We start from the raw sequence: 25,582 nt of genomic DNA, 5'->3' as shown, positions 1-25,582 counted from the left end.
GTCGTCGTCGTCTCACCGACCATGAGTGTCACTGTCACTCGGGAAAACTCTCATTTCCGCGTCACCTGTAGCCTTCGGGGACGCCGGCCGTCGGCGTGGTGTCCGGCCCAATGAGCGAGACAACTGAGCCCGAACCCGAGCACGAGCGTATCGATCCGGAGTACGACCACCGCCGCGAGGAGGGCGTCGACGAGGCGGCACTCGAAGCCCTGCTTTCCGACTACGCGATCGGCCGGGACGACCATGAGAACGCGCCCGCCTTCGTGATCCGCCCGGACGAGATCCAGGAGGTGGTCCGTCTGTTGCGCGACGAGGCTGGGTTCGACCACCTCTCGTGTCTCACGCCCCAGCAGTACGCAGATCGCTACGAGTCGCTCATCCACATGACGAAGTACGACCAGCGGACCCACGAGGTGACGCTGGTCGTCCCGTTGCCGACCGACGAGCCCGTCTGTGAGTCGGTCGAACCCGTCTTTCGCACCGCCGACTGGCACGAGCGCGAAGCGTTCGACCTCGTCGGCATCGAGTACGCAGGCCACCCCGATCTCCGGCGGATTCTCCTCCCCGAATCGTGGCAGGGCCACCCGCTGGCGCTGGACTACGATCAGGACAAGCCACAGGTCGTCCGGTACGCCGAACACGCGAACCCGCTGCAGGAAGATCGGCGCCTCCCCGAGTCGGAGACGATGTTGCTCAATATCGGGCCCCACCACCCCGCGACCCACGGCGTGCTCCACCTCGAGACGGTGTTAGACGGCGAGTCGGTCGCGAACGTCGTTCCCGACATCGGCTATCTGCACCGCTGTGAGGAACAGATGTGCCAGCAGGGGACCTATCGTCATCAGATCATTCCCTACTCGAACCGCTGGGATTACACGGCGAACCTCCCCAACGAGTGGGCGGTCGCCCGCGCGATCGAGGATATCGCCGACATCGAGGTGCCCGCCTACGCGCAGGTCCTGCGGACGATGGCGACCGAGTTCGGCCGCATGCTCGGCCACTTCCTGGCGGTCTCGACGTTCGCGCTGGACGTCTACGGCGACTTCACCGCCATCTTCCAGTACGGCATGCGCGACCGCGAGGTCGTCCAGGACATCCTCGAGGATCTCACCGGCCAGCGGATGATGTTTTACTACTTCCGGCTCGGTGGGGTCTGCTGGGATCTGCCGGAACCGCGCGCAGAATTTATCGAGAAGTGCCGTGACTTCCTCGACGAACTCCCCGCCAAGGTCGACGAGTATCACGACTTGCTGACCGGCAACGAAATCTTCCAGATCCGGACGCTCGACACCGGGGTTCTCGAGCCCGCGGTCGCCAAGGACTACGGCTGTACCGGCCCCGTCGCCCGCGGGTCGGGCATCGACTACGACGTCCGACGGGACGATCCCTACGGCTACTACGACAACCTCGAGTGGGACGTCGTCACCGAGGACGGCTGTGACAACCACGCGCGTGTCCTCGTCCGCCTGCGCGAGGTCGAGGAGTCCGCGAAGATCATCGAGCAGTGTCTCGACTTGCTCGAGGACTGGCCGGAAGACGAACGGACCGTCCAGAGCAACGTTCCGCGAACGCTGAAACCCGATGCGGGGACCGAGACCTATCGTGCCGTCGAGAGTGCGAAGGGTGAACTCGGGATCTACATCCGCGCGGACGGCTCGAACTCGCCAGCCCGGTTCAAGATCCGCAGCCCCTGTTTCCACAACCTCTCGGCGCTGCCCGAGATGGCCGAGGGCGAGTACGTCGCGGATCTGGTCGCCTCGCTCGGCAGTCTCGATATCGTTCTGGGAAGCGTCGATCGCTGACCGGGTCTCTGCGTCGCACGTCCGCGCGTGCCGGTCACTCGCCGCCTGAAGTGAGCGAGACTGGACTATCCCGTCGGACGATCACGCGTCACGACCGAGACCGCGAACTCCTCCCGGGTTCCCGATCGGCTCTGTTAGAAATACCGGCAATATGTTCCCCTATCGCTGACAGAATCGGCAACCGTTAACTGTGGTGGCGTCCGGAAATCGAATACATGTCGATCGATGGACGGTGGCCGACCGCCGGTGTCGTGACGGCTCGCTGGGCGGCGCTCGAGCGTGACTGGAAAAGCGTCGTCGTCGGAGCAGCGATCGTAGGACTCGTGAACGCGCTCGAACTGCAGATCCCCTGGTGACGTGATGGCCACCCGTCGACTCCTGCCGGGGTTCGTCGCGCTCTGTCTCGGCGCGGTGCTTGCACGTGGGTTCGCGACGACGGTTGGATTCAATCACCTGCTTCTGGCCATCGCGCTCGGGTTCGTCGTCACGAACACCGTCGGCGTCCCGGCGCGACTCGAGCCCGGCATCGCGACGCACAAACTGTGGCTGGGAGCCGGCATCGTCCTCATGGGCGCCTCGATCTCGGTCGATACCGTCCTCGAGGTCGGTGGACCGGTCTTTGCCCTCGTGATAGCCGTCGCCGCGCTCTCGGTGCTCGTCGTCGAACTGCTCGCGCGAACCGCCTTCGACTTGCCCGAGCGACTCGGCTCGCTGCTCGCGGCCGGGACGGGGATCTGTGGCGTCTCTGCGGTCGTCGCCGTCGCCGGTGCCGTCCGCGCACGCGAGGAGCAGATCGCCTACGCGGCCGCGACGGTCCTGCTGTTCGACGCGATCACGATCGTCGTCTACCCGATCGTCGGCGACGTGCTGGCGCTCTCCGGAACGGTGTTCGGCGTCTGGGCGGGCGTCAGCATGTTCTCGACGGGGCCGGTCGTCGCGGTCGGCTTCGCTCACTCCGACGTCGCCGGGCAGTGGGCGACGATGACGAAGCTTTCCCGAAACGCCCTGATCGGCGTCGTCGTCATCGCGTACGCGAGCTACTACGCCCGCGCCGGGACTGGGAGCCGTCCGTCGGTGCGGACGCTCTGGGACGAGTTCCCGAAGTTCGTCCTCGGCTTCCTCGCGCTTGCGGTCGTCGCGAGCGCTGGCGTGCTCTCCGCGACACAGCAGGCGTCCCTCGAGAACGCCTCCAACTGGCTGTTCCTGCTCGCGTTCGTCGGTCTCGGAACCGAGATTCGGCTGGCCGACCTCCGAGACACCGGGCCGGTGCCCGCCGTCGTCGTGCTGCTGGCGTTGCTGGTCAGCAGCGCGGTATCGCTCGGCGTGTTGCTGCTGGTGTTCTGACGTGCCTGCGTCGGTGGTCGACGCAATATTTGCCGGCTGATGGCCGGAGACGATGGCGCGACGAACCGGACGCGGAACGTATTTGCCAACGGCGTGCCACTGCGAACGTATGTCCAACGGTGAGTTCGAAGGGTATGGTGGGCGACACGTTCCGGAGCCGCTCCAGGAACCGCTCGAGCAACTGGCGACGGCCTACGACGACGTCGCCGCGAGTGAGGCGTTCCAGTCGGAACTGCGCGGCCTCCTCGAGGAGTTCGCCGGCCGACCGAGCCCGCTGTACTATGCGCGGAACCTGAGCGACCGTTACGGCGCCGACATCTATCTCAAGCGCGAGGATCTGCTCCACGGCGGCGCACACAAGGTCAACAACGCGCTCGGTCAGGCCCTGCTCGCGAAGAAGGCCGGCCGCGAGCGCCTGATCGCAGAAACCGGTGCCGGCCAGCACGGCACCGCGACGGCGATGGTTGGCGCGCTGCTGGGCCTCGAGACGGAGATCTACATGGGGAAAAAGGACGTCGAGCGCCAGGAGATGAACGTCTTCCGGATGCGTCTGATGGGTGCCGAGGTCAACGAGGTCACCCGCGGCGACGAAGGGCTGGCTGATGCCGTCGACGCCGCACTCGAGGACTTCGCGGAAAACGTCGAAAACACCCACTATCTGGTCGGCAGCGTCGTCGGCCCCGACCCGTTCCCGCGGATGGTTCGAGACTTCCAGTCGGTCATCGGTGAGGAAGCCCGCGAGCAGATCATCGAACGCACCGGCGATCTGCCCGACGCTGCGGTCGCCTGCGTCGGCGGCGGCTCGAACGCGATCGGCCTCTTCCATGCCTTCCGCGACGATGACGTCGCGTTCTACGGTGCCGAGGGCGGCGGGAAAGGGACCGACTCGACGCGACACGCCGCGCCGCTCGCGGAGGGGAAAGACGAGATTCTCCATGGGATGAAAACGCGGGTCATCGAGGACGACGTCGAGGTCCACTCCGTCTCGGCGGGGCTCGACTACCCCGGTGCCGGCCCCGAACACGCCATGTACCAGGCGATCGGGCGCTGTGAGTACACGGGCGTCACCGACGACGAGGCGCTGGCGGCGTTTCGCGAACTCAGCGAAACCGAGGGGATCATCCCGGCGCTCGAGTCCAGCCACGCGATCGCTCGCGCGATCGAACTCGCCGAAGCCGGTGAGCACGACACGATCCTCGTGAACCTCTCGGGGCGTGGTGACAAGGACATGGAGACGGCGGCCGCGAAGTTCGACCTCTAGAGTCGTGTTTTTCAAACGGGTGGATCGACTCCCCCGACTCACGAGACGACCCGGCGTCCGTTAGAGCACCGTTCGAACCTGCGCCGTCAGCGCCGCCGCCTCGTCGGGATCGAGCTTGCTTCGCGCCAGCGACAGCGCCACGTCGTCGTCCGGAAACCGGGGTACGAGATGGACGTGTGCGTGATCGACGGTGCCGACCAGCGGCCCGGTCGTATGAAAGGTGCTGAACCCGTCGGGTTCGAGGACGGCCTCGAGCGCGCTGGCGACGATCCGGACCGTCTCGAAGACGGCCCCCGAGTCCGGGTCGTCACTCGTCAGGATCTCCTCTTCGTGGGCGCGTGGCGCGACGAGCGTGTGGCCCGTCGTGGCCGGGTTCCGGTCGAGAAAGGCGATGGTCCGCTCGTCCTCGTAGAGGACGTGCGCGGACTGGTCGCCGTCGACGAGCCGGCAAAACTCACAGGTCTCGTCCATAGTCAGAGTCCCTTCGGAGTCGACATATAGATACCCCTACACAGCGCTCGGCCGTCGAACGGCACCGCTGACCGCTTACAAGAGCCCGTGGTCGTCCTGCAGCGTCCGATACAAGTCGAGATACTGCTCGGCGACCGCCGACCGGTCGTAGTCGGCGAACCGACCGTCGTACTCGCGATGGTCGAGCTCGCCCGCCGCGAGGATCGCCTCGGCGAGTTCGTCCTCGCTGGTGGTCCGGAATCCCCGGTCCCAGCCTTCGACGAGTTCGTGGGCGCTCGAGTTCGCGTGGTACTCGACAATGCCGACACAGCCGGCGGCCAGCGCCCACAGCATCTCCGTCGGGAAGACGCAGTGTTCGGCCGTCTGGGCGAAGACGTGTGCGCCGCGGTAGGCTGCGATCCGCTCGTCAAGCGCGAGGTCGCCGCGGAACGTCACTCGTTCGTCGATCCGGAGATCGCTCGCGAGGCGCTCGTAGCGCTCCCGTTCGGGCCCATCGCCGATGACAGTCGCCTGCCAGTCGCGGTCGCGAAGCTCGGCCAGCCCCAGCAGGAGGCTCTCGAGGTTGGCTCCCTCGTCGAGGCGCCGCGCGTAGATCACGTCGACGGCCTCGCCCGGCTCGACGTCCTGAATCCGGTCGCAGTCGATCGGGTTCGGGACGGTGTCGACGACGTCGCCGTCGGCTCCGCGTTCGCGAACCCACGTCCCGACGAGTTCCGACGGTGTGACGATCCGATCCGGTCGGCCGGCCGCGAGCCGCGTCCATCGCGTCTCGGGGATGCCGTCGTCGCCGTACCACTCGAGGACCAGCGGCGCGCGCGCAAGCGTTGCGCCCACACGCGCCGCGAGCACCTGACTCGGCGGCCGTGCGCTGGCGTGGATCACGTCTGGATTCGCAGCCGCGAGCACGAACGGCAACCGCGCGAGAAACGAACTCCGGGCCTCCGGGCCGGTCGAGACCGCGTGGTAGGTGACGTTCTCGTGCTCGTACGTGGACTTCTCGCCGGCCCAGAAGCCGGCACAGTAACAGTGGACGTCGTGGCCGTCCGCTGCGAGGAGCTCGAGGATCGTCCGAAACCGCTGGTTCGTCTCGCTATCGCGGTGGTGGACCGTTTCGAACGAGACGAACGCGAGTCGCATAGTCGGCCGCCACGTAGTCCTGAGCTATAAAGTCACTTTTTTCACGCTATTCGACGGCTCGAAGGACGACCATCGAACGGTCGATCGGTCACTCGTCGCCGTCGCCATCGTCGTCGGTCGCGGACTCCTCGAAAAGGGAGTCGATCCCCGAGAAGATGTCCCCATCGTCGTCCTCCTCGGCCGCCTCGTCCGTCGCGTCCTCGTCGTCATCGCCACTGTCCGTCTCGCCCGCAGTGTCATCTTCGTCGTCATCCGTCTCACCCGCAGTGTCATCTTCGTCGTCATCCGTCTCACCCGCAGGTTCATCCTCGTCTACGTCGTCCGATTCGCCGTCATCATCGTCGTCGCTGTCAGTCTCTGTGGGTTCGGTGTCGTCATCGTCCTCGATATCCCGCTCGTCTTCGGGGTCGTCTCCAGTTTCGTCGCCAGCTCCCGTCGAATCCTCGAGGGAATCAGTCCCACCGCGATCGCTTTCGGTCCCGTTCGGCGCAGTCGAATCGGCTGTCGACCCGTCCTCTCCCGCGTCACCACTGTCTCCTTCGGCGCCGCTGGCAGTCGTCTCGCCGCCGTCGTCCCCTGCGTCACCCAGCGGTTCCGTCTCGCCGTCGGCCTCGGGCTCCTGGTCCGATTCAGCCACGAACAGCTCCGGGCCGACGGCCGCGACGGTCACTCCGAACACCGAGAGGATGAGCACAGTCGTCACGAGGACCGCTGCGATCGATGACGAATCCGACTCCCCAGCCATTGACTGGCCCGACGATGCGAGACGGTTTTGTTAGGTGCAGCCATTGCCGGTCTAGTGTCTCCTACCGGGCACCCGGACGCTATCGCTCGAGTCCAGTGCCGTCGCCGAGTCGGGTGTAATCGGTCCCTACTCGCGCGTGTCGAGCCGTCCTCGAATCGACCGAAACGACTACCCCCTCGAGTCCGTACGGCTCTGGCATGGAACCCTACGACATCGAGCGGTACCTCAATATCCGCAGCGCCTACGGGGCCTCGTTCGGACCCGACGGCGAGCGCCTGTCCTTCCTAATGGACACGACCGGGACCTCGCAGGTCTGGACCCTCGAGGAGCCACGTGGCTGGCCGGAACAGCGGACCTTCTACGACGAGCGGGTGACGTTCGCCTCGTGGTCGCCCGAACGGCCGGAGCTGATCTTCGGGATGGACGAGGGCGGCAACGAGCGCGCCCAGCTCTTCCGGCTCGACGCCGAGACCGGCGCGATCGAGAACCTGACCGCGATGCCCGACGCCAAACACCGCTGGGGCGGCTGGAGCCACGACGGCGATCGCTTCGCCTTCACCTCGAACCGCCGCGACGAGGCCGTTTTCGACGTCTACGTGCAGGGTCGCGACGAAACCGGTGCGGACGCAACGCTCGTCTACGAGGGCGACGGCTGGCTCTCGCTCGCCGGCTGGAGTCCCGACGATTCCCGACTGTTGGTCTCACAGGCCTACTCGAACTTCGATCAGGACCTGTACGTGCTCGACCTCGAGGCCGACGAGCCCGAGCTCGAACATCTGACGCCCCACGAGGGCGACGTCCGCTACGGGAGCGCGAGCTGGGCCCCTGACGGCGGGGGGATCTACCTCGTGACTGACGAGGGTGACGCCGACACGCTGTATCTGGCCTATCTCGACCTCGCAAGCGGCGAGCTCGAGACCGTCATCGACGGGGACGGGTGGAACGTCGACGGCATTGCGCTGGACGACGAAACCGGCCGGTTCGTCTGCTCGCGCAACGTCGAAGGTTACACCGAACTGACTGTTGGCGAGTTCGACGCTGACGAGCCCACCGCCTACAAAACGTTCCCCGAACCGGACCTGCCGGGCGGGGTCGCCGGCGGCGTGAGCTTCGATCCCGACGCCGAACGGTTCGCACTGTCGACCTCCGGAGACACGGTCAACACGAACGTCTTCGTCGTCGACATTGGGACCGGCGCGGCAGACCGGTGGACGAGCGCCCCGACCGCAGGTATCCCCCGTGAGACGTTCGACGAATCCGACCTCGTCCACGTCGAGAGTTTCGACGAGCTGGAGGTGCCCGGTTTCCTCACCCTGCCCGACGATCACGAGGACGGCCAGATACCGGTCATCGTCGACATCCACGGCGGCCCCGAGAGCCAGCGCCGGCCCTCCTTCTCGAGTGTCAAACAGTACTTCCTCGATCGGGGCTACGCCTACTTCGAGCCGAACGTGCGCGGCTCGTCGGGCTACGGGGCCGACTACGCCGCCCTCGACGACGTCGAGAAACGGATGGACTCGGTCGCGGACATCGAGGCCTGCGCCGAGTGGCTCCAGGATCATCCCGCGATCGATCCCGACCGGATCACCGCCAAGGGTGGCTCCTACGGCGGCTTCATGGTACTGGCGGCGCTGACCGAGTACCCCGACCTCTGGGCCGCCGGGATCGACATCGTCGGCATCGCTAACTTCGTCACGTTCCTCGAGAACACCGGCGACTGGCGGCGCGAACTCCGCGAGGCCGAGTACGGCTCGCTCGCCGAGGACCGCGAGTTCCTGGAGGAAATCTCGCCGATCAACAACGTCGAGCGGATCGAAGCGCCGCTGTTCGTCCTCCATGGCGAGAACGACCCCCGCGTGCCGGTCGGCGAAGCCGAGCAGATCGTCGAGGAGGTCCGCGCACACGGCGTGCCCGTCCGAAAACTGATCTTCGACGACGAGGGCCACGGCTTCTCGAAGCTCGCAAATCGCATCGAGGCCTACTCGGAAATCGCCGACTTCCTCGACGAGCACGTCTGATTCACCGACGCCCGGGCGATGCCGGTCGACGTTAGTCGATAACGCCCGTTTTTTGCGCCACGTCTCGAGCCGCCCGTTCGTTCATCCCGTTGCCGAGGATCGTATACCGGTCACGGATCTCGTGGCAGGTCGTCAGCGCCTCGACGATCGTCTCGTCGTCGATGCCGAGTTCGGCTGCGGTCGTCGGCGCGTCGATGCTCGCGAGCGCGTCGCGAATGTCCCGCCAGAGACCGTCCTCGCCCTGATGGAGGTAGGCCGTCATGATCGAGCCGACACCGACCTGATGGCCGTGTAAGGCTGCGCCGGGTGCCAGCCGGTCAAGCTGGTGGGAAAAGAGGTGTTCGGCGCCGCTCGCAGGTCGCGAGGAGCCGGCGATGCTCATCGCGACACCGGAGGACATCAGTGCCTTGGTGACGACCCAGGCCGATTCCTCGAGCCCCGGCCGGATGAGATCAGCGTTGCCCACGAGGATCTCGGCGGTCATCTCGGAGAGTGCGGCGGCGTACTCGGAGAACTCGACGTCTTGCAGTCGATTGGCGAGTCGCCAGTCCATCACCGCGGTGTAGTTCGAGATGATGTCGGCACAGCCGGCGGTCGTCAGCTCCCACGGCGCGTCCGCGAGGATCCCGGTGTCGGCGACGACCGCAAGCGGCGGCTCGGCGGCGACGCTGTGGCGCGAATCACCATTCGGAACGGAGCCGCGATTGCTGACGATCCCGTCGTGGCTCGCTGCGGTCGGCACGGAGCAAAAGCCCATGTTCAGGTGGTGACTGGCCAGTTTCGCGATATCGATGGCCTTCCCGCCGCCGATGCCGACGAGATAGGAGACGTCCTCGGCCTCGGCGACGTCGATGACTCGCTCGACGGCGTCGAACGTCGCTTTCTCGATCGTCACCATCGCGGGCTCGATTCCAGCAGCCTCGAAGTCGGCCGCGATCGGGTCCGCGGCGACCTCGCGGGGCGTCGGACTCGTGACGAACAGCGGCCGCCCCTGTAAGTGGAGGTCGTCGATCACGTCGAGGACCTCGTTGCGAACGCCGTGACCGACGACGACGTTTCGCGGGAGGCGAATCCACGTCGACTTCTCGAACATACCGTTCCTTTCTTACGGAAATATTTAGTAAGTGAGGTTCGCGCCCTGCTCCGGGCTGAAACACGCCGACGTAGCGGTCGGCGGATCGGGATGGCTCGAACAGCGGCTGGCTCTCCGTTCGCCTCAGTGGTCTAGATAGTCTGCCAGTGCTCTATCAACGCGATCGCGTACTCCTGTGACCGGTTCACGTCCGGGATCATATCGGACTCGCTCATCCGTCCTGCCACGACTTCGCCAACGCCGTTGGACAGACGGACGTACGTCCGAGCGTTATCCGGCTCCTCGTACCAGAAGGCATCGTCTGCTCCCTCGAGAGTGAACTCGTGATACTCGCTAACCCGATCCCGCCTGGTCTGCATCCGACCATCGGCATCCTCGATTGACGACTCGATTTCGACGTCGACCATCACCGCCACCTGCTCGTCCTCGGTGATGAAGATCGCGTCGAAGTTCTCGTTGAGCTCGTCGTCACGGACCAGTTCGTCGTGAGTCGGATTCTCCTGTGTGAAGTCGGGAATCAACTCCTCGATTTCGGTCCCGACGAACATCGGCTCGGGCTCAGGCTCAGGTTCCGGCTCGGAATCGACCTCGTCGTCTGTCTGGTTGTCTGTCCCGGAGTCTGTCGTGTCGTCCGCTTCCGGATCGGGCTCCTCGGTCGTATCACCGACACAGCCAGCGACGACGATTCCAGCGCCCGCTGTGGCGGTCGTAATGAAGGTTCTTCGATTCATCGTTGTTACAGTAGGGTATCTATATCGTCCCAGTGATCGGCTGAGAGCGACAGTGACACGTCGCGTGTGCGTCTCCCAGGAGGATGGCCACCGAGCGTCTCACATCGCTTCGCCGATCGCTGCCGCACCGAACGGGCCACTGATCACCTCACACTGGCCGATAGCCCAGTGAAGCCCTTCGGGTTCACATGTTCGAATATATCATCGGGGGACGTATTCGCACATAGTTTCATATCGTCCTCATTTCGACTCTTGAAGACGGCCAAACGGCAGTCACTCTGAAGAAGCAGTCGATATCGACACGGCCAGCACACGACACGAATCGATCCGAGAGGAGGTCAAAGCGTTTCGAGGATCCCCAGCACGCGCTCTTCGGCCGCCCGATCCGGCCCGTTTTCGTCGCCGTCCCGGTCGCTCTCTCTGTGATCCGCGACAGACCGTTCCATCGCCTCCTCGAGCGGCGTCGACTCCCAGCCCAGCGCAGCGAGTTTCGCCGTCGAGAGGACGTGCGGATACGTCCGATAGAGCGGGTAGTCGTCGAGGGCGAGGTCGCCGGCGGCGAGTTCGCGGGGGCCAGCGTGGACGAGTTCGACATCGGTCTCGAGACAGTCGGCGATCAGGTCGACCATCTCCTCAAGTGTGACGAGCCGCCGGTCGCCGACGTTGTAGGCCTCGCCGGGAATACCGTTTTCGGCGACGAGCCGCAAGGCGCTGGCGACGTCTTCGACGTAGACGCGGTGGCGGAGATTCGTCCCGTCGCCGGGGATGAGGACCCGATCGAAGCGGTTGACGCGGTTGATCCACCAGTCCAGGCGCTCGGTGTAGTCGTGGGGGCCGTAGACGATCGGCGGCCGAACCGCCATCGCACGGACGCCGTCGTCGGCCGCCGCGAAAACCGCACGATCGCACTCTGCCTTTCGGTTGCCGTAGGTGTCGAAGCTGTCGTCGGTGGCCTGGTCGGCCGTACACGGGTGCAACGGCGTCTCGTCTTCCCGTTTCGGGATCTCCTCGCGGCCGTAGGCTGCGCCGCTCGAGACGTAGACGTAGGCCTCACAGTCCGCGAAGATGGTGGTTGCGCTGCGAACGTCTTTCGGCTGGTAGGCGACACAGTCGAAGACCGCGTCGGGATCGACTGTCGTCGCCGTCGCCTCGAGGGCCGTGTCGTTCGTCCGGTTGCCCTCGACGTGGTCGACGCGGTCGTCGTCCGCGAACGGATTCTCGCGGTTGCCCCGGGTAAACAGGGTGACGTCGTAGTCGTGTGCGAGCAGGTCGTCGACGAGGTGGCGGCCGATAAACCGGGTGCCGCCGATGACGAGTGCACTGTTCATAGATTGCTGTGATGTTCGCCACACGGCTAAAGCCGTGGGATTCCTCGCATGGAGGATCGGTATCGAGGCATCTCGGGCGACGGCCACCAGTAGCCTCTGACGTTCGATGCCATGTGCGAGTTTATCAATGACGATTATTTGTTTGTTATCTCCGAGTTGAATTTGGTTATACGTAAATAGCCTCGGTTCGAAACGGTCGTATGAGCGACTCCGAACGCAGAGATCCGATCACCGGCGTTTCGATCGACGATCCCGATGTCCCCGTCTACATGCCCGGGACACCAACCGGCTCGTTCCTGCGATTTCTCGAGCGGGCCGTCGACATGCTGCGTCGCTGATGTGGAGCGCACAACCGAGCCTTCTATAGTAGCCACTGAAACGATTTACACACAGATTGCAACGCAGCCGTGCGATCAGGTGTGCATTGACTGTCAGTGGCTACTATAATTGACGCGCAGATGGCCGTCGATCGTTCAGTCCAGTGACCTACAGGGTGGGGTTCTTTTGACCCGTCCGTGGTAGGGCGCGTCGATATGTCTAACCAGCGCTGGCCGGAGCACACAGCCGAGTATCCACTCGAGTGCGATCACTGTCACTATCCGATTCCAAGCGAGCCCGTTGCGAGCGACGACGGGCGGTACTGTTCGGTCGCCTGCCGCGAGGCCGACGACAACGCGACGTTGCCCGACCCACAGGCCTACAAACGGGTCGTGACGGGGGTCGAACCGATCGATTCACTCGTTCCCAACGGCATCCCTGCTGACTCGTTTGTCCTGCTCTCGGGCGACGAGGGAACCCGACGGGCCGAACTCGGGATCGAACTCGTCTGGCGCGCCCTAGAGCGCGGGGAACCCGCGGTCGTCGTCTCGCTTGCCAATCCGCCGACGGCGACGCTCGAGCGTTTCTATCAGAACGGCTGGAACGTCCTGCCAGCCCTCGAGAACGACCGGCTGCGACTCATCGACTGCTATACGCACCGACTCGACGACCGAGATGAATTCAGCGCACAACGCACCGAGTGGCCGACGTTCCTCGGCGAGGCAGTCGCCGACGCGATCGTCGAGGTGCGTGATCCGAGCGACCGCCGCGAGGTGACCCACAGCCTCGCCGGCGCACTCGACGACCTCGAGATGAGCGAGACCGGGCTGGTCACGATCGACTCGCTGGACGAACTCGAGCGGGTCTTTCAGGACCGACAGGTCCACGACTTCGTCGAAGAGATCCGGGCGACGGTCTGTAAAGCGCGGTTCGTCCCGATCGTCGCCGCCGCGTCGACGGCTGACGCGGACGACAGTCCCGAGTCCGAGTACGTATTCGACGGCATCGTCGACCTTCGATTGACGGAGCAGCATGCGCCCAACACGCGACTTAAACAGCTCGCTATCCGGAAGCTGATCGGCGCTCAGTTTCTCCCCCAGTGGATTCAGTACGATTACGAACCGGCTCGCGGGCTGGTCGCGTCCAGTCCGGATACAGGCCCACAGGGGTACGATTTCGGAACCGAGCCGCCACAGCCGGACCGGCCCTGACAGCCGAGCGGGCAAGGTGGACGATAACATGGCTGTGACACAGCGCGCTGGACGAGCGAACACGCGAGCGCGCGCTCAGGATTTATCGGGCCGTTCGGGCTAGCATCCACCGCAGCGTCACGACCACCAGCGACTCGCACAGCGGTCGGGGCGAGTCTTCGATCGGCACACACCCGACGAGTACACAGTGATACCCATGACCGACAGCTACGACAGCGATCGACGACGGCGAGGCGAGCGGCGAACCGAACGCTCGAGCGCGAGTGATATCGAACCCCGCGAGCAGCGCCGCGGCGGCGAGCAGGGTCGCGGTACCGACCGGCGGCAGTACGGCGACGATCGGGGCAGGCTCCACGGCACGTTCAGCCGCGGCGAGAGCAGCGAACCCGGCGCTCGAGGTCCCGAGCCAGAACATCGCAGCCGTGAGCACGAACGGACGAAAGACCACCGTGAGACGGCCGCCAATACCGGGCGGGGACGCGGTTCCGTCAGGCGAGACGACCAGGGCCACCAGCGCGAACGGCAACCTAACCACCGTTCCGAAGGCCGACAGCAACAGGAACGAGGCCAGCAGGGTAGACGGCAGCCCCACAGTCGGCAGGGCGAGCGACAGCCCCAGCGGGATCAGTCCAGCCAACCGATCGAACCGGGACAGCGGTTCAGCGAACAGGGCACACGGGATTATCGGCAACAGGAGTCCCAGCGACGAAGCCGACACCAGCAGCGACAGGGCGGTCGCCAACAGCACAGCGGGTTCGAAACCGACGCGATCGACGAGGCTGAGCTCGAGTACGGCGGCGAAGCCCGGCGGCAAGACGAGCGCGGTCAACAGCCCGAGCTGCAGCGACAGGGCGGTCAGCAACGGCAGCCCGACCGCGACATGCAAAGACAGCAACCGTCCGATCGCGGCATGCGAGGAACACGTCGCCAGGGTAACGAGCTGGGAGGGCAGCGCGGCCGGCCCGAATCAGACGACGTCGAGCAGGGACAGAGCCGCCACCGTCGCGGCCAGCAGCGACAGAACAGGCGGCAGTCCCAGCAGGGCAGTGAGGAACAGGGCAGGCCCCGGCAGGGCCAACCGGGGTACGGCCGCCACCAGCGGAGCGAAGGCCATCAGACGGGAATACAGCGATCCCGCGGCAGCGACGAGCGGGGCCGCCAAACGGAGCGGGACTATCAGGACAGCCAGCAGTTCGAGGGGCGACACGAGCGAGGAACCACCGACCGTCCCTCCGGCGGCCGCATGAATCGAGAGCAGTCGGGCGATCACATGAACCAAGAGCAATCGGGCGGCGGCCTCGAGCACCGCCAGCAGGGACAGCGATCCGAACGGGGCGACTGGACCGGCCGTTCGAGGACGGAGCAGGACTCACGTCGCGACCGTCCCCCGCAGCGCCGCGACGAGGACATGACCACCCGTCGTCACGTCCACGAGGGCGATCCAACACCCGATAACGAACGGGACCGCGACGAGGAGTATCGGCCCCGATAGCGACCTCGTCGTCGGGTCGTCCCCACCGCTGTACGCCGAGCCGAAATCACCCCGTTTTTGCCGTCGCTCACTCGACCGGTTCGTATGAGCGGTACGTACGTTCTCGTGATCGACGTCCCCCGAACGACGAGTATCGACGTCGGCGCGCTCGGCGAGCGCACGTTCGACGCCGGTACGTACGCTTACGTCGGCAGCGCGTTCGGTCCTGGCGGCTTCAGTCGCGTCGATCGTCACCGCGAGCTCGCCGCCGGCGAGCGCGAGACCCGCCATTGGCACATCGACTACCTGCTCGGCCAGTCGTCGACGACCCTCGAGACTGCGATCACCTTCCCGGATGCCGACCGGGAGTGTGAACTGGCCGCGCAGTTACCGGGCACGCCGGTCGACGACTTTGGGGCCTCGGACTGTAACTGCGCGGGACATTTGCTCGCCACGTCGGACGCCGACACCGTCCGCGAGGCGGCGCTCGAGGCTGGCGGCGTCGTCGACGGGAAGCGGTGAGAATCGGACCCGCGAGTTATTACCGATGCGTGTGAATCGGCCCCTATGACCGACACGGATTCCGAGAGCAGTACCGACCCGACCCTCAACGACGATGCGATGGAACGGTTCCCCGTCCCGGCGTTCGAAGACCTCCCTGAAGACCTTCAGGAGCGGATCGCCGAGGAAACCGACCGCGCCGGCTTCACCCCGAACGTGTTCTCGGCGTTCGCGTACAAACCATCCCACTTCCGGGCCTTCTTCGAGTATCACGACGCGCTCGTCGAGGACACCGCCTTAGCGCGCGAAGAGGTCGAGATGATCGTCGTCGCCGTTTCCGGCGTCAATCACTGTTACTACTGTAACGTCGCCCACGGCGCACTCGTCCGGATCTACGCCGAAGATCCGACGCTCGCGGACCAGTTGATCGCGAACTACCGAACCGCGGACATTAGCGAGGCCCACCGGACGATGCTCGACGTCGCGGTCACACTCACCGAGCGACCGACAGAAGTCGAACCTGCGGATCTCGAGGCGCTGCGCGAGGCCGGCTTCAGCGAGGAAGCGATCTGGGACATCGCCGCGGTGACGGCCTTCTTCAACCTGAGCAACCGGATGGCGATGTTCGCGGAGATGCAACCGAACGACGAGTTCCACACGCTCGGTCGTCAGTAAACGTCCCCTGTTCACTGGCGGCCAGCGGTGGCGTCGCGAGCGACGTCAGTCGTCGCTCGCCGCAAAGCTGGCCGACTCGGCCGCGATGTCGGCCTCGGGCGTTCCGGGCAGTTCGTTTCGGACGTCGTCGCTGCCCTGTTCGGAGATCGCCTCGGCGTAGGCCTCTGGCATGACCTTCACGAAGGCCTCGAGCGTGCGCTCCCACTCGTCGAGGAGTTCCTGACCCCGGTCGGAGCCGGTGTAGGCGACGTGGTTTTCGATCAGCCGTCGCAGCATCTGCTCGTCTTTCTCCTCTAAGTCGTCGTGCAGCGAGACCATCCCGGTGTTGGCCTTCGTCTTGAACTCGTCATCGGGGTCGTAGACGTAGGCGACGCCCCCGGACATACCGGCCGCGAAGTTCGTCCCGGTGTCGCCGAGCACGGCGACGACGCCGCCGGTCATGTACTCACAGCCGTGGTCGCCGACGCCCTCGACGACGGCCTTCGCGCCGGAGTTGCGCACCGCGAAGCGCTCGCCGGCGACGCCGTTGACGTACAGCTGGCCGTCGGTCGCACCGTAGAGTGCGACGTTGCCGATCGCGACGTTCTCGGTCGGATCGTAGGCGGCGGTCTCGGGCGTGCGGATCGTCAGTTTGCCACCCGAGAGGCCCTTGCCGACGTAGTCGTTGGCGCTGCCGTCGAGGTGCATCGAGACGCCGCTTGCCAGGAACGCGCCGAAGCTCTGGCCGGCCGTGCCCTCGAGGTCGACGGTGATCGTGTCCTCGGGGAGGCCGGGCTCGCCGTAGCGGTCGGTGATCCGGTTCGAGAGCATCGCGCCGACAGTGCGGTCGACGTTGGTGACCTCGGTCTCGAGGGCGACCGGCTCTTGACCCTCGATGGCGTCGGCCGCTGCCTCGATGAGGTCTCGGTCGAGTTGCTCTTCGAGTTCGTGGTCCTGCTCCCGGATCTTCCGGCGGACTTCGCTGCCGGGGTCGGCCAGCACTGCCGAGAGATCGACGTTGCGGGCCTTCGGGTGGTCGACGTCGTCGCGCTGTTCCAGGACGTCGACCTGCCCGATCATCTCGTCGATGGTGCGGAACCCGAGCTCGGCCATGAGCTCGCGCAGTTCCTGCGCGATGAAGGTCATGTAGTTGATGACGTGTTCGGGTTCGCCAGGGAAGCGCTTGCGCAGGTCTTCGCGCTGAGTGGCGACGCCGACCGGGCAGGTGTTGTTGTGACACTGTCGGGCCATCACACAGCCCGAGGTCACGAGGCTGGCGGTGCCGAAGACGTACTCCTCGGCGCCCAGCAGGGCGGCGACGGCCACGTCACGGCCGGTCTTCATGCCGCCGTCGGCCGAGACGCGGATGCGGTCGCGCAGCCCGGTCTGACAGAGCATCTGGTTGGCTTCGGCGAGACCGAGTTCCCACGGAAGGCCGGCGTTTTTGATCGAGGTGCGCGGCGACGCACCCGTCCCGCCGGAGTGGCCCGAGATGTGGACCACGTCGGCGTTGGCCTTCGCGACGCCCGCCGCGACCGTACCGATGCCGGCCTCGGAGACGAGTTTGACGTTGATGTCGGCCTCCTCGTTGGCCGCTTTGAGGTCGAAGATCAGCTGCTTGAGGTCCTCGATCGAGTAGATGTCGTGCAGCGGCGGCGGGGAGATGAGACCGACGCCCGGCGTCGACTTGCGGACGTGGGCGATCATCTCGTTGACCTTCTCGCCGGGGAGGTGGCCGCCTTCACCGGGCTTGGAGCCCTGGGCCATCTTGATCTGGAGTTCGTCGGCACTCGAGAGGTACGTCGACGTTACCCCGAAGCGACCCGAGGCCACCTGTTTGACGTTGCACTCCTTTTCGGTGCCGAATCGCTCCGGCGGCTCGCCACCCTCGCCCGAGTTGGACTTGCCGCCGATGCGGTTCATCGCGATCGAGTTGTTCTCGTGGGCCTCCGGCGACAGGCTCCCGAGACTCATCGCCGCGGTCGAAAAGCGCTGGACGATGTCTTTGATGGGCTCGACCTCCTCGACCGGCACCGGGTCGCGATCGGAGTCAAACTCGAGGAGTCCGCGAAGGGTCTGGAGGTTCTGTTGCTGGTCGTTGATCTGGTCGGCGAAGTCCTGGTAGCGCTCGTAGTCGTTCGAGCGGACGGCCTGCTGGAGCGCGCCGACGGTCTGGGGGTTCCACTGGTGGTGGATGCCCTCCGAACGGTGTTCGAACTCGCCGTGGCGGTCGAGATCGGGTTCGTCGCTGTCGCCAAACGCGGTCGCGTGGCGCTCCCGGAGGTCTTCCTCGATTTCGGCGAGGCCGATCCCCTCGGTGCGGTTCTCGGTGCCCTCGAAGTACTCCGCGACGAGGTCGGAGTCGAGGCCGACTGCCTCGAAGATCTGGGCGCCCTGGTAGCTCTCGACCGTCGAGATGCCCATCTTGGCCATGATCTTCAGGAGGCCGTCCTCGATCGCGCCAACGTAGGCGTCGATCGCCGTTTCGGTATCAGCGCCGTCGGGACCGGCGGTGATGTCCTCGATCGTCTGGTAGGCCAGGTACGGGTTGACCGCGCCAGCACCGTACCCGACCAGCGTCGCGAAGTGGTGGACGGTGCGCGGATCGGCGGACTCGACGACGAGCCCGACGTGGTTTCGCAGGCCGTTGCGCACGAGATGGTGGTGGACGGCACCCGTCGCCAGCAGACTCGGGATCGCGACCCGATCCGCGTCGACGCCGCGGTCCGAGAGGACGATCACGTCGTGGCCATCTTCGATCGCTGCGACGGTGTCCGCGCGGACGCGTTCGATCGCCGCCTCGAGGTCGTCGCCGAGCCCCTCGCTTGCGGGTTCGTAGGTGATGTCGATCGTCGCGGCCGTAATGCCGTTGGCCGAGCAGTCACGGATCGACGCGAGCTCGGCGTCGGTCAGGATCGGCGAGTCGAGCACGAGCTGGCGGGCGTGTTCGGGTGATTCGTCGAGCAGATTACGCTGGAAGCCCAGCCGCGATTCCATCGAGGTGACCAGTTCCTCGCGGATGTAGTCAAGCGGCGGGTTCGTGACCTGGGCGAACAGCTGTTTGAAGTAGGAGAACAGCGGCCGGTTGAATTCCGTCAAAACGGACAGCGGCGTGTCGTCACCCATCGAGCCGACGGGGTCTTTCCCCTTCTTCATCATCGGCTCGATCAGGTTCTCGAGTTCGTCGTGGGTGTAGCCGAATGCAGCTTGGTGGTCGCGCAGGCCGTCGACGGCTTCCTGGGGCGTGTGGTCGTCCGTGGTCCGGATGTCGTCGAGATGGACCTGTTCCTGGGCGACCCACTCGCCGTAGCGGTCGTCGGTCAGGTCCTCGAAGACCTCCTCGTCGGGGATGACCCGTCCCTCGTTCGGGTCGGCGAGGAACAGCTGACCGGGCTGGAGGCGGCCGCGCTCTTCGATCTCCGACGGATCGGTCTCGAGCGCGCCGGCCTCGCTGGCCATGATCAGGCGGTTGTCGGTGGTGACGTCGTACCGGCAGGGACGCAGCCCGTTGCGATCGAGCACGGCGCCGACGCGTTCGCCGTCGGTCGCCGCGACGAGCGCGGGGCCGTCCCACGGCTCGACCAGCGAGGCGTGGAAGTCGTACCAGTCCTTGCGGTCAGGGTCCATCGACTCGTCGCCGCGCCAGGCCTCGGGGACGAGCATGCGAAGGGCGTGAGCCAGATCCCGGCCATCCTGCATCAGGAGTTCGAGCGCGTTGTCGACGCTCGCAGTGTCTGACTGATCCGGGTCGTCGATGATCGGCTTGACCGCCTCGAGATCCTCCAAGACCTCGCTCTCGAGGTCGGTCTCGCGGGCGCGCATCCAGTTGATGTTACCCTGGATGGTGTTGAACTCGCCGTTGTGGATGATGTTGCGGTAGGGGTGGGCGAGGTGCCAGGCACCGAGCGTGTTCGTCGAGAACCGCTCGTGGACCATCGCGAACGTCGATGCCATCCGCTCGTCGGTCAGATCGGGGTAGTAGGAGGGAACCTGGACGCCTTTCAGCAGCCCCTTGTAGACGACCGTATCCGCGTCCAGCGAGACGACGTAGAAGCGCTCTTTGTTCTCGATGTCGGCCGCTTCGACCTCGTTCTCGAGGGCTCGTCGAGCGACGTAGAGCCGGCGGTCGAAGTCGTCACCGGAGACATCGTCCTCGGGGACGACGACGACCTGCCGGACATCCGGCTCGGAGTCAACGGCTGTCTGCCCGAGGTCGTCGTTGTTCGTCGGGACGTCCCGCCACTCGAGAACCGAGAGAGCGTAGGTGTCGAAGGTGTCCTCGACGAGCGAGACGAGTTCGGTGCGGGCCGCGTCGTCCTGTGGGAGAAAGAGCGAGCCGACGGCGTAGGTGTCCGGCAGCTCAGACTCGAGGACGTTCCGGAAGAACGAATCGGGCGTCTGGAGCATGATGCCGGCCCCGTCGCCGGTGTCTTTCTCCGCACCGGTCGTCCCGCGGTGTTCGAGATTTCGGAGTAGTTCGAGTCCGTCGGCGACGACATCGTGGCCCCCGTTCCCGTCGAGGTCCATGACGACGCCGACACCGCAGTTCGACCGTGCGTCCGCGGGATCGGCGAGTCCCTGTGAACGCTCGGTGGATGAGCCTAGATGTGGCTGTGACATACACTCCCGTAGCGGGATCTAATATAAGAGGCTAATCCATTATGGCTAAGTGTATTATAAACACATATAAACTAATATAAGGTGTTTGTAGTGGCCTTGTATATGTGACGTATGTGTAGAAGACACGTTCGAAGTAACAGAGCGACGACTGTCGGATACAGTCGGCACCGACCGTCATTGTACGCCCGGCCGCCCGACAGGAGCGCGGGTCGGAGCGAGAACCGTGGACGATCCGATCGGTGTGTCAATCGGTTCAGTTGTTGTTATAGCTATCTCACCGCCTGAAACCGTTCTCGAGAATTGCGTGCGTTCGAACCCCCTGCGGAAAGTGATGTTTCCGGCAGCGGGGTCACTGTGTCAGAGGCACGTAGTGTTCACCCACCAGAGTGAACACCACACAAATCTAGTCATGCGCCCCCGGTAAGCAATATGGGGCTAAAGACTTAGGTTCGAATGAGAATAGAACACACGAACTATCGGGGTTGCCACTCAGTGATTCAACCGGAGTTATCACTGTCAGATACATTTGACCGATGCCGACTCGAGTATCGGCGGCGGACACCGATACTACGTCGTTCCGGGAGTTCGCTCTCGGAGAACGGCGCGCAGCCAATCAAAACTCCACAGTCGGGACACCTGAAGCAGTGGACGGTCAGTACGACTTCGCGAAGTACGCGATCTCGTCGGCAGGATCGCCACAGACGCCACACCCGTCGACGTCGGGTTCGGGGACCTCGCCGGCCGTCGTCCCACCCTCGTCGGTCAGCGGTTGCATGACGATCTCGGCGGCGATCTTCTCCTTGATGGCCTCCTCGCAGGCTTCGTCGCCACACCACGGCGTCTTCACGTAGCCGCCGTGTTTGCCGATCGTCCCGAGGATCTCTTCGGGGCTGTGGGCCTCGCGGACGTTCTCCTCCAAGTTCTCCTCGGCCGCGTCGTAGAGTTTGTCGTAGATCTCCGCCAGATGTTCGTCGACGGCGTCGACGATCTCGTCGCGGTCCTCGACGGCTTCCTCGTTGTCCGGGCGGTGGACTAACGTGGCCTCCTCGTCGTCGACCTCGTAGGGGCCGATCTCGAGTCGGAGCGGGACGCCATTGAGTTCGTGTTCATTGAACTTGAAGCCGGGATTGCGCTCGTCGCGGTCGTCGAGTTCGACGCGGAAGCCGGCGTCCTCGAGGTCCGCGGCGATTCCCTCGGAGTACTCGAGGACGTCCTCCTTGGTGTCTTCCTGCCAGATCGGGACGATGACGACCTGGGTTGGTGCGACCGTCGGCGGAAGCACGAGGCCCTGATCGTCGGAGTGGGTCATGATGAGTGCGCCCAGCGCACGCCAGGAGAGCCCCCACGAGGTCGTGTAGGCCGTCTTCTCGTTTTCGTCTTCGTCGGCGAAGGTGATGTCGAACGCCTCGGCGAAACTCTGGCCGAGGTTGTGGCTGGTCGCTCCCTGCACGGACTTGCCGTCGGGCATCAACGCCTCGACGGTCGTCGTGGTGTCCGCGCCGGGGAACTTGTCGTGTTCGGGCTTTTTGCCGCGCAGGACTGGAATCGCGAGCACCTCCTCGTAGACCTTCTCGTACTGGCCGAGCCGGGTCCAGACCTCTTCCCACGCGCTCTCGTTGGTGGCGTGGGCGGTGTGGCCCTCCTGCCACATGAACTCCTTCGTCCGGAAGAAGGGCTTGGTCTCGGTGGCCTCCCACCGGACGACCGAACACCACTGGTTGAGCCGCATCGGCAGATCGCGGTGGCTACGCGTCCAGTCGGCCATGAACGGCGCGATGATCGACTCACTGGTGGGGCGGACGGCGAGGCGTTCCTCGAGTTCGTCGTGGCCGCCCTGGGTCACCCACGCGACCTCGGGGTCGAACCCTTCGACGATGTCCTTTTCCCGCTCTAAGAAGCTCTCGGGGATGAACATCGGGAAGTAGACGTTGTCGACGCCGGTCTCTTTGAACCAGCCGTCCAGTGCGTCCTGAATGGCCTCCCAGAGGGCGTAGCCGCGGGGCTTCGTGACAATAAAGCCGCCCATCGGCGCGTAGTCAGCGAGGCCTGCCTTCTGGACGACCTCGGCGTACCACTCGCCGGGCTTGTGCGATTTCGACTCGGTGATCCCGAGTTCTTGACTCTCGTCGCTCATTGTGTCGACATGCAGGCAGCGCAGGCTTAAACCATGCGAAGGCCACCGGCGGGTTCACACACTCGCGATCGCGCGCCGGCAACTAATCGCGATCGTTCTCGGCGCGCTCACGTAACTGGCGCTTCTGCCGACGCTCGGTGACGTGATCGATGCCGTCGGCCAGTTCGTCTCTGACCTCTCGTTCGAAGGCGTCGACGTCCTCGAGGAACTCGTCGGAGAACTCCTCGACGAGTTCGAACGTCCACTGGTCGCTGATCGCGCCCGCCGGGAGATGGTCGTCGCGGAGGTCGTTCGCCCACGCCTCGTGACCGGCATCGCGAAGGCGGTCCTCGGTGTCGCCCAGCCGATCCATCGCGTGGCCGAGTTGGTGGTGGAACTCGAGCAACGTCCCGTAGGCCCGGTGGACGTGCTCGATGCTCAACTGGAGGTCGTGAAGCGCCGCCTGTTCGGCCTCGGTCAACTCGAGGTCGTCGAGGTCGGCGGCCGTCTCGGGGCCGACGTTCGAATCGGAGTCAGTCACACACACGAGGACCACGACCCGGCGGAAAACCCTGACCGTTGAACGTGCTGGATCGATGGCCGAACTGCGAGTCCGCCATCAGACCTCGAGTCGCTCGCCCAGTTCGGGTGCCGTCGCCTCGTAGCCGTCCGCGCGCAGTTCCGCGGCGAACGCCTCGCAGCGATCGCCGTGGTTGATCAGGATTGGCGTGTCGGTGTAGGACTCGAGGTACGACCGAAGACCTGCCCGATCCGCGTGCGCCGAAAAGTCGTACTGCTCGACCTGTGCACTGACTCGCATCACGCGGCCGTCGAGTTCGGCGCTGCCGGTCTCGAGCAGTTCGCGACCCGGCGTTCCCTCGACCTGATAGCCGGTCATGGCGATCTTGTTCGTCGGGTGCGAGCGGATCGCGGGCACGTAGGTCATCGCGGGCCCGCCGTGGAGCATCCCGCTGGTGGTGACGATCACGGTGTTTTGCTCCGCGATCCGCTTTCGTTGCCCGTCGCGGCCGTCGACGAACCGGGCGTTGCCTTTCGCCCGGCGCAGGAGGTCGGGATCGCGCAGGAAGCCCCGGTTCTCGTCTCGAAGAAAGAGTTCCGTGACGCGTTTCCCCATCCCGTCGACGTAACACTCGAGGTCGTATTCCTCGCAGAGACAAAGCACCTCTTGCGTTCGGCCGATGCCGAAGGCGGGGACGACGACGGTGCCACCCTCCCAGATCGTGGTCCGCAGACTCTCGGCGAACTCGCGTTCGATCTCCTCGCGTGGCGGGCGCGTCACGTCCGAGTAAGTGCTCTCACAGAGGACGGCGTCGGCGTCGGGCCGGGCGGTGGTGCCGGCGAGCAATCGCTGTTCGTCGGTGTGAAAGTCGCCGGTGTAGAGCAAGCGGGTGTCGCCGTCGTCGACAAGGACGTGGGCGCTGCCCGGCACGTGGCCGGCGTCGAAGAAGGTAATCTCGTAGCCCGCGACTTCGAAGGGGTCGCGGTAGCCGTGTGTTTCCGAGACTTCCGCGACGCGTGCGAGTTCCGCCTCGGTAAACGGGCAGTCGTAGCTTCCCCCGTGAAGCTTCAGCGTGTCGCGGGCCAGCACCATCGTGAGGTCGTACGTCGGTGGCGTCCAGTGGATCGACGGGCGCGCGTCGCCCGACAGCAGCGTCGGGACGGCACCGACGTGGTCGAGATGACCATGACTGACGACGACGGCTTCCGGCTCGACATCGTCGATCGGAAACGCCGGCGGGTTTCCCGAATCCATCCCGAAATCGAGCACGAGCGTGTCGTCGATGCAGATCGCGCTCCGCCCGATCTCGCGTGCGCCACCCAGCAACTGGACGTCCATGACGACCGAGTTCGGCCTCAGTCGGTTTGCCTCCATTGGTTCCGGACGCGGAGACGCCGTCAGGAACTGTTCGAGCGATGGTCGTTCGTCCCGGCCGTCCGGGCTGCGGTTCGGTCGGTCAATCCGATGAGATAGACGTCAAGCAGACAAACGAGCAAAATCGCGAGCGGGACGGCCACGTCGGCGTAACTCACCGCGTCGAACTGCAGCGCCGTCACGACGAACGGTTCGTCCAGTGCGAGCGCGCCCGACAGCGAGCGAGCGCTCAGAAACGCGAGCGCAAGCGCATACAGGACGAACCAGATCCCGCCGCGTTTCCACCGTCCGAGATAACAGTGGCCGAGGCCGGCGACGAGCGCCGAAAGCGGATATGCCGGCCAGACCGGTCGCGACAGCTCACTCATTGCGCGGCCCTACGTCGTGGAAGACAATCGGTGTTGCCCTATTTCCGATATTTTCGGATGCCGAACCGCTCGTAGTCGCCATACGCGAGTTCGAGCGAGCCGAGCCACCAGTTCCACCGCTCCGGCGGGGTGCCGTCGGGGGCGTCCGACAGTTCGTCGACGACGAGCTCGGTCGTCAGCGTCGCACCCATGTCGGCCTCGTACTGCCCGGAGTCGGCGAGATCGACAGCCTGACGAACAACGACCCGCGACTGGCTGGCCGTGCCGCCGAACTCCTCGCGGAGTCGCTCCTCGAGCCGCTCGGGATCGATGAACACACGCCGACGTAGGGAGCCCACGTACTTGACTGTTCGAGCGGAATTGGCGTGGGACTGAACTGAACGGAACTGAGGCGATTGGCCGGGAAGACGGCTCGAGCGCTGCGAGAGCCGTCCGACTCGGGGAAGGGCAGGCTGTTCACCGACAGTCGCCGCGAGCGAGGCCGCAGGCCGAGCGAGCGGGC

General features: G+C 65.1%; 23 protein-coding genes. 10 read left to right on the top strand and 13 right to left on the bottom strand.

Annotated elements, in window-relative coordinates:
• The first annotated feature begins 110 nt into the window (after positions 1 to 110).
• The 4 genes from ACFR99_RS08090 to trpB all read left to right on the top strand — a co-directional run bounded on the left by ACFR99_RS08090 (position 111) and on the right by trpB (position 4,407).
• A complete protein-coding gene (locus tag ACFR99_RS08090; RefSeq protein WP_390286144.1) occupies positions 111 to 1,802 on the top strand; it encodes an NADH-quinone oxidoreductase subunit D in 1,692 nt (563 codons plus the stop codon).
• Between the two features lie 215 nt (positions 1,803 to 2,017).
• Positions 2,018 to 2,158: a hypothetical protein gene (locus ACFR99_RS08085; protein WP_390286142.1), complete on the top strand. Its 141-nt coding sequence runs from the start codon at positions 2,018 to 2,020 to the stop codon at positions 2,156 to 2,158.
• Positions 2,159 to 2,162: 4 nt separating this feature from the next.
• A complete protein-coding gene (locus tag ACFR99_RS08080) occupies positions 2,163 to 3,146 on the top strand; it encodes a YeiH family protein (RefSeq protein WP_390286140.1) in 984 nt (327 codons plus the stop codon).
• A 109-nt stretch (positions 3,147 to 3,255) separates the two neighbouring features.
• A complete protein-coding gene (gene trpB, locus ACFR99_RS08075; RefSeq protein WP_390286138.1) occupies positions 3,256 to 4,407 on the top strand; it encodes a tryptophan synthase subunit beta in 1,152 nt (383 codons plus the stop codon).
• 60 nt (positions 4,408 to 4,467) lie between these two features.
• On the opposite strand, the gene ACFR99_RS08070 is transcribed toward trpB, so the two are convergent.
• From ACFR99_RS08070 to ACFR99_RS08060, 3 genes are all read right to left on the bottom strand, one after another.
• Positions 4,468 to 4,878, bottom strand: coding sequence for an HIT family protein (locus ACFR99_RS08070; RefSeq protein WP_390286136.1), 411 nt, complete (start codon positions 4,876 to 4,878; stop codon positions 4,468 to 4,470).
• 75 nt (positions 4,879 to 4,953) lie between these two features.
• Positions 4,954 to 6,015, bottom strand: coding sequence for a glycosyltransferase family 4 protein (locus tag ACFR99_RS08065; RefSeq protein WP_390286134.1), 1,062 nt, complete (start codon positions 6,013 to 6,015; stop codon positions 4,954 to 4,956).
• Between the two features lie 88 nt (positions 6,016 to 6,103).
• Positions 6,104 to 6,760 carry a hypothetical protein gene (locus ACFR99_RS08060; protein ID WP_390286132.1) on the bottom strand — a complete coding sequence of 219 codons (657 nt, stop codon included), beginning with the start codon at positions 6,758 to 6,760 and terminating at the stop codon, positions 6,104 to 6,106.
• Positions 6,761 to 6,957: 197 nt separating this feature from the next.
• Between ACFR99_RS08060 and ACFR99_RS08055 the strand changes: the two genes are divergently transcribed.
• The gene (locus tag ACFR99_RS08055) at positions 6,958 to 8,778 is read left to right on the top strand and encodes a S9 family peptidase (RefSeq protein ID WP_390286130.1); all 1,821 of its coding nucleotides are present in this window, start codon (positions 6,958 to 6,960) and stop codon (positions 8,776 to 8,778) included.
• A gap of 31 nt (positions 8,779 to 8,809) precedes the next feature.
• On the opposite strand, the gene ACFR99_RS08050 is transcribed toward ACFR99_RS08055, so the two are convergent.
• The 3 genes from ACFR99_RS08050 to ACFR99_RS08040 all read right to left on the bottom strand — a co-directional run bounded on the left by ACFR99_RS08050 (position 8,810) and on the right by ACFR99_RS08040 (position 11,930).
• The gene (locus ACFR99_RS08050) at positions 8,810 to 9,871 is read right to left on the bottom strand and encodes an NAD(P)-dependent glycerol-1-phosphate dehydrogenase (RefSeq protein ID WP_390286128.1); all 1,062 of its coding nucleotides are present in this window, start codon (positions 9,869 to 9,871) and stop codon (positions 8,810 to 8,812) included.
• Between the two features lie 131 nt (positions 9,872 to 10,002).
• On the bottom strand, positions 10,003 to 10,602 hold the full coding sequence (locus ACFR99_RS08045) for a hypothetical protein (protein ID WP_390286127.1): 600 nt from the start codon (positions 10,600 to 10,602) through the stop codon (positions 10,003 to 10,005).
• Positions 10,603 to 10,940: 338 nt separating this feature from the next.
• The gene (locus ACFR99_RS08040) at positions 10,941 to 11,930 is read right to left on the bottom strand and encodes an NAD-dependent epimerase/dehydratase family protein (protein ID WP_390286125.1); all 990 of its coding nucleotides are present in this window, start codon (positions 11,928 to 11,930) and stop codon (positions 10,941 to 10,943) included.
• A 200-nt stretch (positions 11,931 to 12,130) separates the two neighbouring features.
• On the opposite strand from ACFR99_RS08040, the gene ACFR99_RS08035 reads away from it, so the two are divergent.
• Together ACFR99_RS08035 and ACFR99_RS08030 are read left to right on the top strand one after the other, a co-directional pair.
• A complete protein-coding gene (locus ACFR99_RS08035; RefSeq protein ID WP_390286123.1) occupies positions 12,131 to 12,268 on the top strand; it encodes a hypothetical protein in 138 nt (45 codons plus the stop codon).
• Between the two features lie 195 nt (positions 12,269 to 12,463).
• Complete coding sequence (locus tag ACFR99_RS08030; RefSeq protein ID WP_390286121.1) at positions 12,464 to 13,459, top strand: ATPase domain-containing protein; 996 nt, start codon at positions 12,464 to 12,466, stop codon at positions 13,457 to 13,459.
• An 82-nt stretch (positions 13,460 to 13,541) separates the two neighbouring features.
• On the opposite strand, the gene ACFR99_RS08025 is transcribed toward ACFR99_RS08030, so the two are convergent.
• Positions 13,542 to 14,345, bottom strand: a complete 804-nt coding sequence (locus ACFR99_RS08025) for a hypothetical protein (protein ID WP_390286119.1) — start codon at positions 14,343 to 14,345, stop codon at positions 13,542 to 13,544.
• A 24-nt stretch (positions 14,346 to 14,369) separates the two neighbouring features.
• On the opposite strand from ACFR99_RS08025, the gene ACFR99_RS08020 reads away from it, so the two are divergent.
• The 3 genes from ACFR99_RS08020 to ACFR99_RS08010 all read left to right on the top strand — a co-directional run bounded on the left by ACFR99_RS08020 (position 14,370) and on the right by ACFR99_RS08010 (position 16,106).
• Positions 14,370 to 14,951 (top strand): hypothetical protein, encoded by a 582-nt coding sequence (locus ACFR99_RS08020; protein ID WP_390286117.1) that lies wholly within the window; start codon positions 14,370 to 14,372, stop codon positions 14,949 to 14,951.
• An 84-nt stretch (positions 14,952 to 15,035) separates the two neighbouring features.
• Positions 15,036 to 15,452 (top strand): GIY-YIG nuclease family protein, encoded by a 417-nt coding sequence (locus ACFR99_RS08015; protein WP_390286115.1) that lies wholly within the window; start codon positions 15,036 to 15,038, stop codon positions 15,450 to 15,452.
• 45 nt (positions 15,453 to 15,497) lie between these two features.
• A complete protein-coding gene (locus tag ACFR99_RS08010; protein WP_390286113.1) occupies positions 15,498 to 16,106 on the top strand; it encodes a peroxidase-related enzyme in 609 nt (202 codons plus the stop codon).
• A 45-nt stretch (positions 16,107 to 16,151) separates the two neighbouring features.
• On the opposite strand, the gene gltB is transcribed toward ACFR99_RS08010, so the two are convergent.
• The 6 genes from gltB to ACFR99_RS07980 all read right to left on the bottom strand — a co-directional run bounded on the left by gltB (position 16,152) and on the right by ACFR99_RS07980 (position 25,397).
• Positions 16,152 to 20,705: a glutamate synthase large subunit gene (gene gltB / locus ACFR99_RS08005; RefSeq protein WP_390286111.1), complete on the bottom strand. Its 4,554-nt coding sequence runs from the start codon at positions 20,703 to 20,705 to the stop codon at positions 16,152 to 16,154.
• Between the two features lie 652 nt (positions 20,706 to 21,357).
• Positions 21,358 to 22,839, bottom strand: coding sequence for a proline--tRNA ligase (gene proS, locus ACFR99_RS08000; RefSeq protein ID WP_390286109.1), 1,482 nt, complete (start codon positions 22,837 to 22,839; stop codon positions 21,358 to 21,360).
• A gap of 82 nt (positions 22,840 to 22,921) precedes the next feature.
• On the bottom strand, positions 22,922 to 23,359 hold the full coding sequence (locus ACFR99_RS07995; RefSeq protein ID WP_390286107.1) for a hypothetical protein: 438 nt from the start codon (positions 23,357 to 23,359) through the stop codon (positions 22,922 to 22,924).
• 78 nt (positions 23,360 to 23,437) lie between these two features.
• A complete protein-coding gene (locus ACFR99_RS07990; RefSeq protein WP_390286105.1) occupies positions 23,438 to 24,676 on the bottom strand; it encodes an MBL fold metallo-hydrolase in 1,239 nt (412 codons plus the stop codon).
• A gap of 59 nt (positions 24,677 to 24,735) precedes the next feature.
• Complete coding sequence (locus tag ACFR99_RS07985) at positions 24,736 to 25,080, bottom strand: hypothetical protein (RefSeq protein ID WP_390286103.1); 345 nt, start codon at positions 25,078 to 25,080, stop codon at positions 24,736 to 24,738.
• Positions 25,081 to 25,118: 38 nt separating this feature from the next.
• On the bottom strand, positions 25,119 to 25,397 hold the full coding sequence (locus ACFR99_RS07980) for a hypothetical protein (protein ID WP_390286101.1): 279 nt from the start codon (positions 25,395 to 25,397) through the stop codon (positions 25,119 to 25,121).
• Positions 25,398 to 25,582: the final 185 nt, after the last annotated feature.

Source organism: Haloarchaeobius amylolyticus (assembly GCF_042678045.1).
Taxonomy (GTDB): Archaea; Halobacteriota; Halobacteria; order Halobacteriales; family Natrialbaceae; genus Natrinema; species Natrinema amylolyticus_A.
This window is presented reverse-complemented; position numbering and strand designations above follow the sequence as displayed.

Coding starts and splice junctions, on each gene's coding strand:
- ACFR99_RS08060 (WP_390286132.1), bottom strand. CDS start 6,760: ATGGCTGGGGAGTCGGATTCGTCATCGATCGCAGCGGTCCTCGTGACG.
- ACFR99_RS08030 (WP_390286121.1), top strand. CDS start 12,464: ATGTCTAACCAGCGCTGGCCGGAGCACACAGCCGAGTATCCACTCGAG.
- ACFR99_RS08070 (WP_390286136.1), bottom strand. CDS start 4,878: ATGGACGAGACCTGTGAGTTTTGCCGGCTCGTCGACGGCGACCAGTCC.
- trpB (WP_390286138.1), top strand. CDS start 3,256: ATGTCCAACGGTGAGTTCGAAGGGTATGGTGGGCGACACGTTCCGGAG.
- ACFR99_RS08020 (WP_390286117.1), top strand. CDS start 14,370: ATGCGAGGAACACGTCGCCAGGGTAACGAGCTGGGAGGGCAGCGCGGC.
- ACFR99_RS08090 (WP_390286144.1), top strand. CDS start 111: ATGAGCGAGACAACTGAGCCCGAACCCGAGCACGAGCGTATCGATCCG.
- ACFR99_RS08035 (WP_390286123.1), top strand. CDS start 12,131: ATGAGCGACTCCGAACGCAGAGATCCGATCACCGGCGTTTCGATCGAC.
- ACFR99_RS08010 (WP_390286113.1), top strand. CDS start 15,498: ATGACCGACACGGATTCCGAGAGCAGTACCGACCCGACCCTCAACGAC.
- ACFR99_RS08015 (WP_390286115.1), top strand. CDS start 15,036: ATGAGCGGTACGTACGTTCTCGTGATCGACGTCCCCCGAACGACGAGT.
- ACFR99_RS08085 (WP_390286142.1), top strand. CDS start 2,018: ATGTCGATCGATGGACGGTGGCCGACCGCCGGTGTCGTGACGGCTCGC.
- ACFR99_RS08055 (WP_390286130.1), top strand. CDS start 6,958: ATGGAACCCTACGACATCGAGCGGTACCTCAATATCCGCAGCGCCTAC.
- proS (WP_390286109.1), bottom strand. CDS start 22,839: ATGAGCGACGAGAGTCAAGAACTCGGGATCACCGAGTCGAAATCGCAC.
- gltB (WP_390286111.1), bottom strand. CDS start 20,705: ATGTCACAGCCACATCTAGGCTCATCCACCGAGCGTTCACAGGGACTC.
- ACFR99_RS08080 (WP_390286140.1), top strand. CDS start 2,163: ATGGCCACCCGTCGACTCCTGCCGGGGTTCGTCGCGCTCTGTCTCGGC.
- ACFR99_RS07990 (WP_390286105.1), bottom strand. CDS start 24,676: ATGGACGTCCAGTTGCTGGGTGGCGCACGCGAGATCGGGCGGAGCGCG.
- ACFR99_RS08065 (WP_390286134.1), bottom strand. CDS start 6,015: ATGCGACTCGCGTTCGTCTCGTTCGAAACGGTCCACCACCGCGATAGC.
- ACFR99_RS08050 (WP_390286128.1), bottom strand. CDS start 9,871: ATGTTCGAGAAGTCGACGTGGATTCGCCTCCCGCGAAACGTCGTCGTC.
- ACFR99_RS07985 (WP_390286103.1), bottom strand. CDS start 25,080: ATGAGTGAGCTGTCGCGACCGGTCTGGCCGGCATATCCGCTTTCGGCG.
- ACFR99_RS08040 (WP_390286125.1), bottom strand. CDS start 11,930: ATGAACAGTGCACTCGTCATCGGCGGCACCCGGTTTATCGGCCGCCAC.
- ACFR99_RS08045 (WP_390286127.1), bottom strand. CDS start 10,602: ATGAATCGAAGAACCTTCATTACGACCGCCACAGCGGGCGCTGGAATC.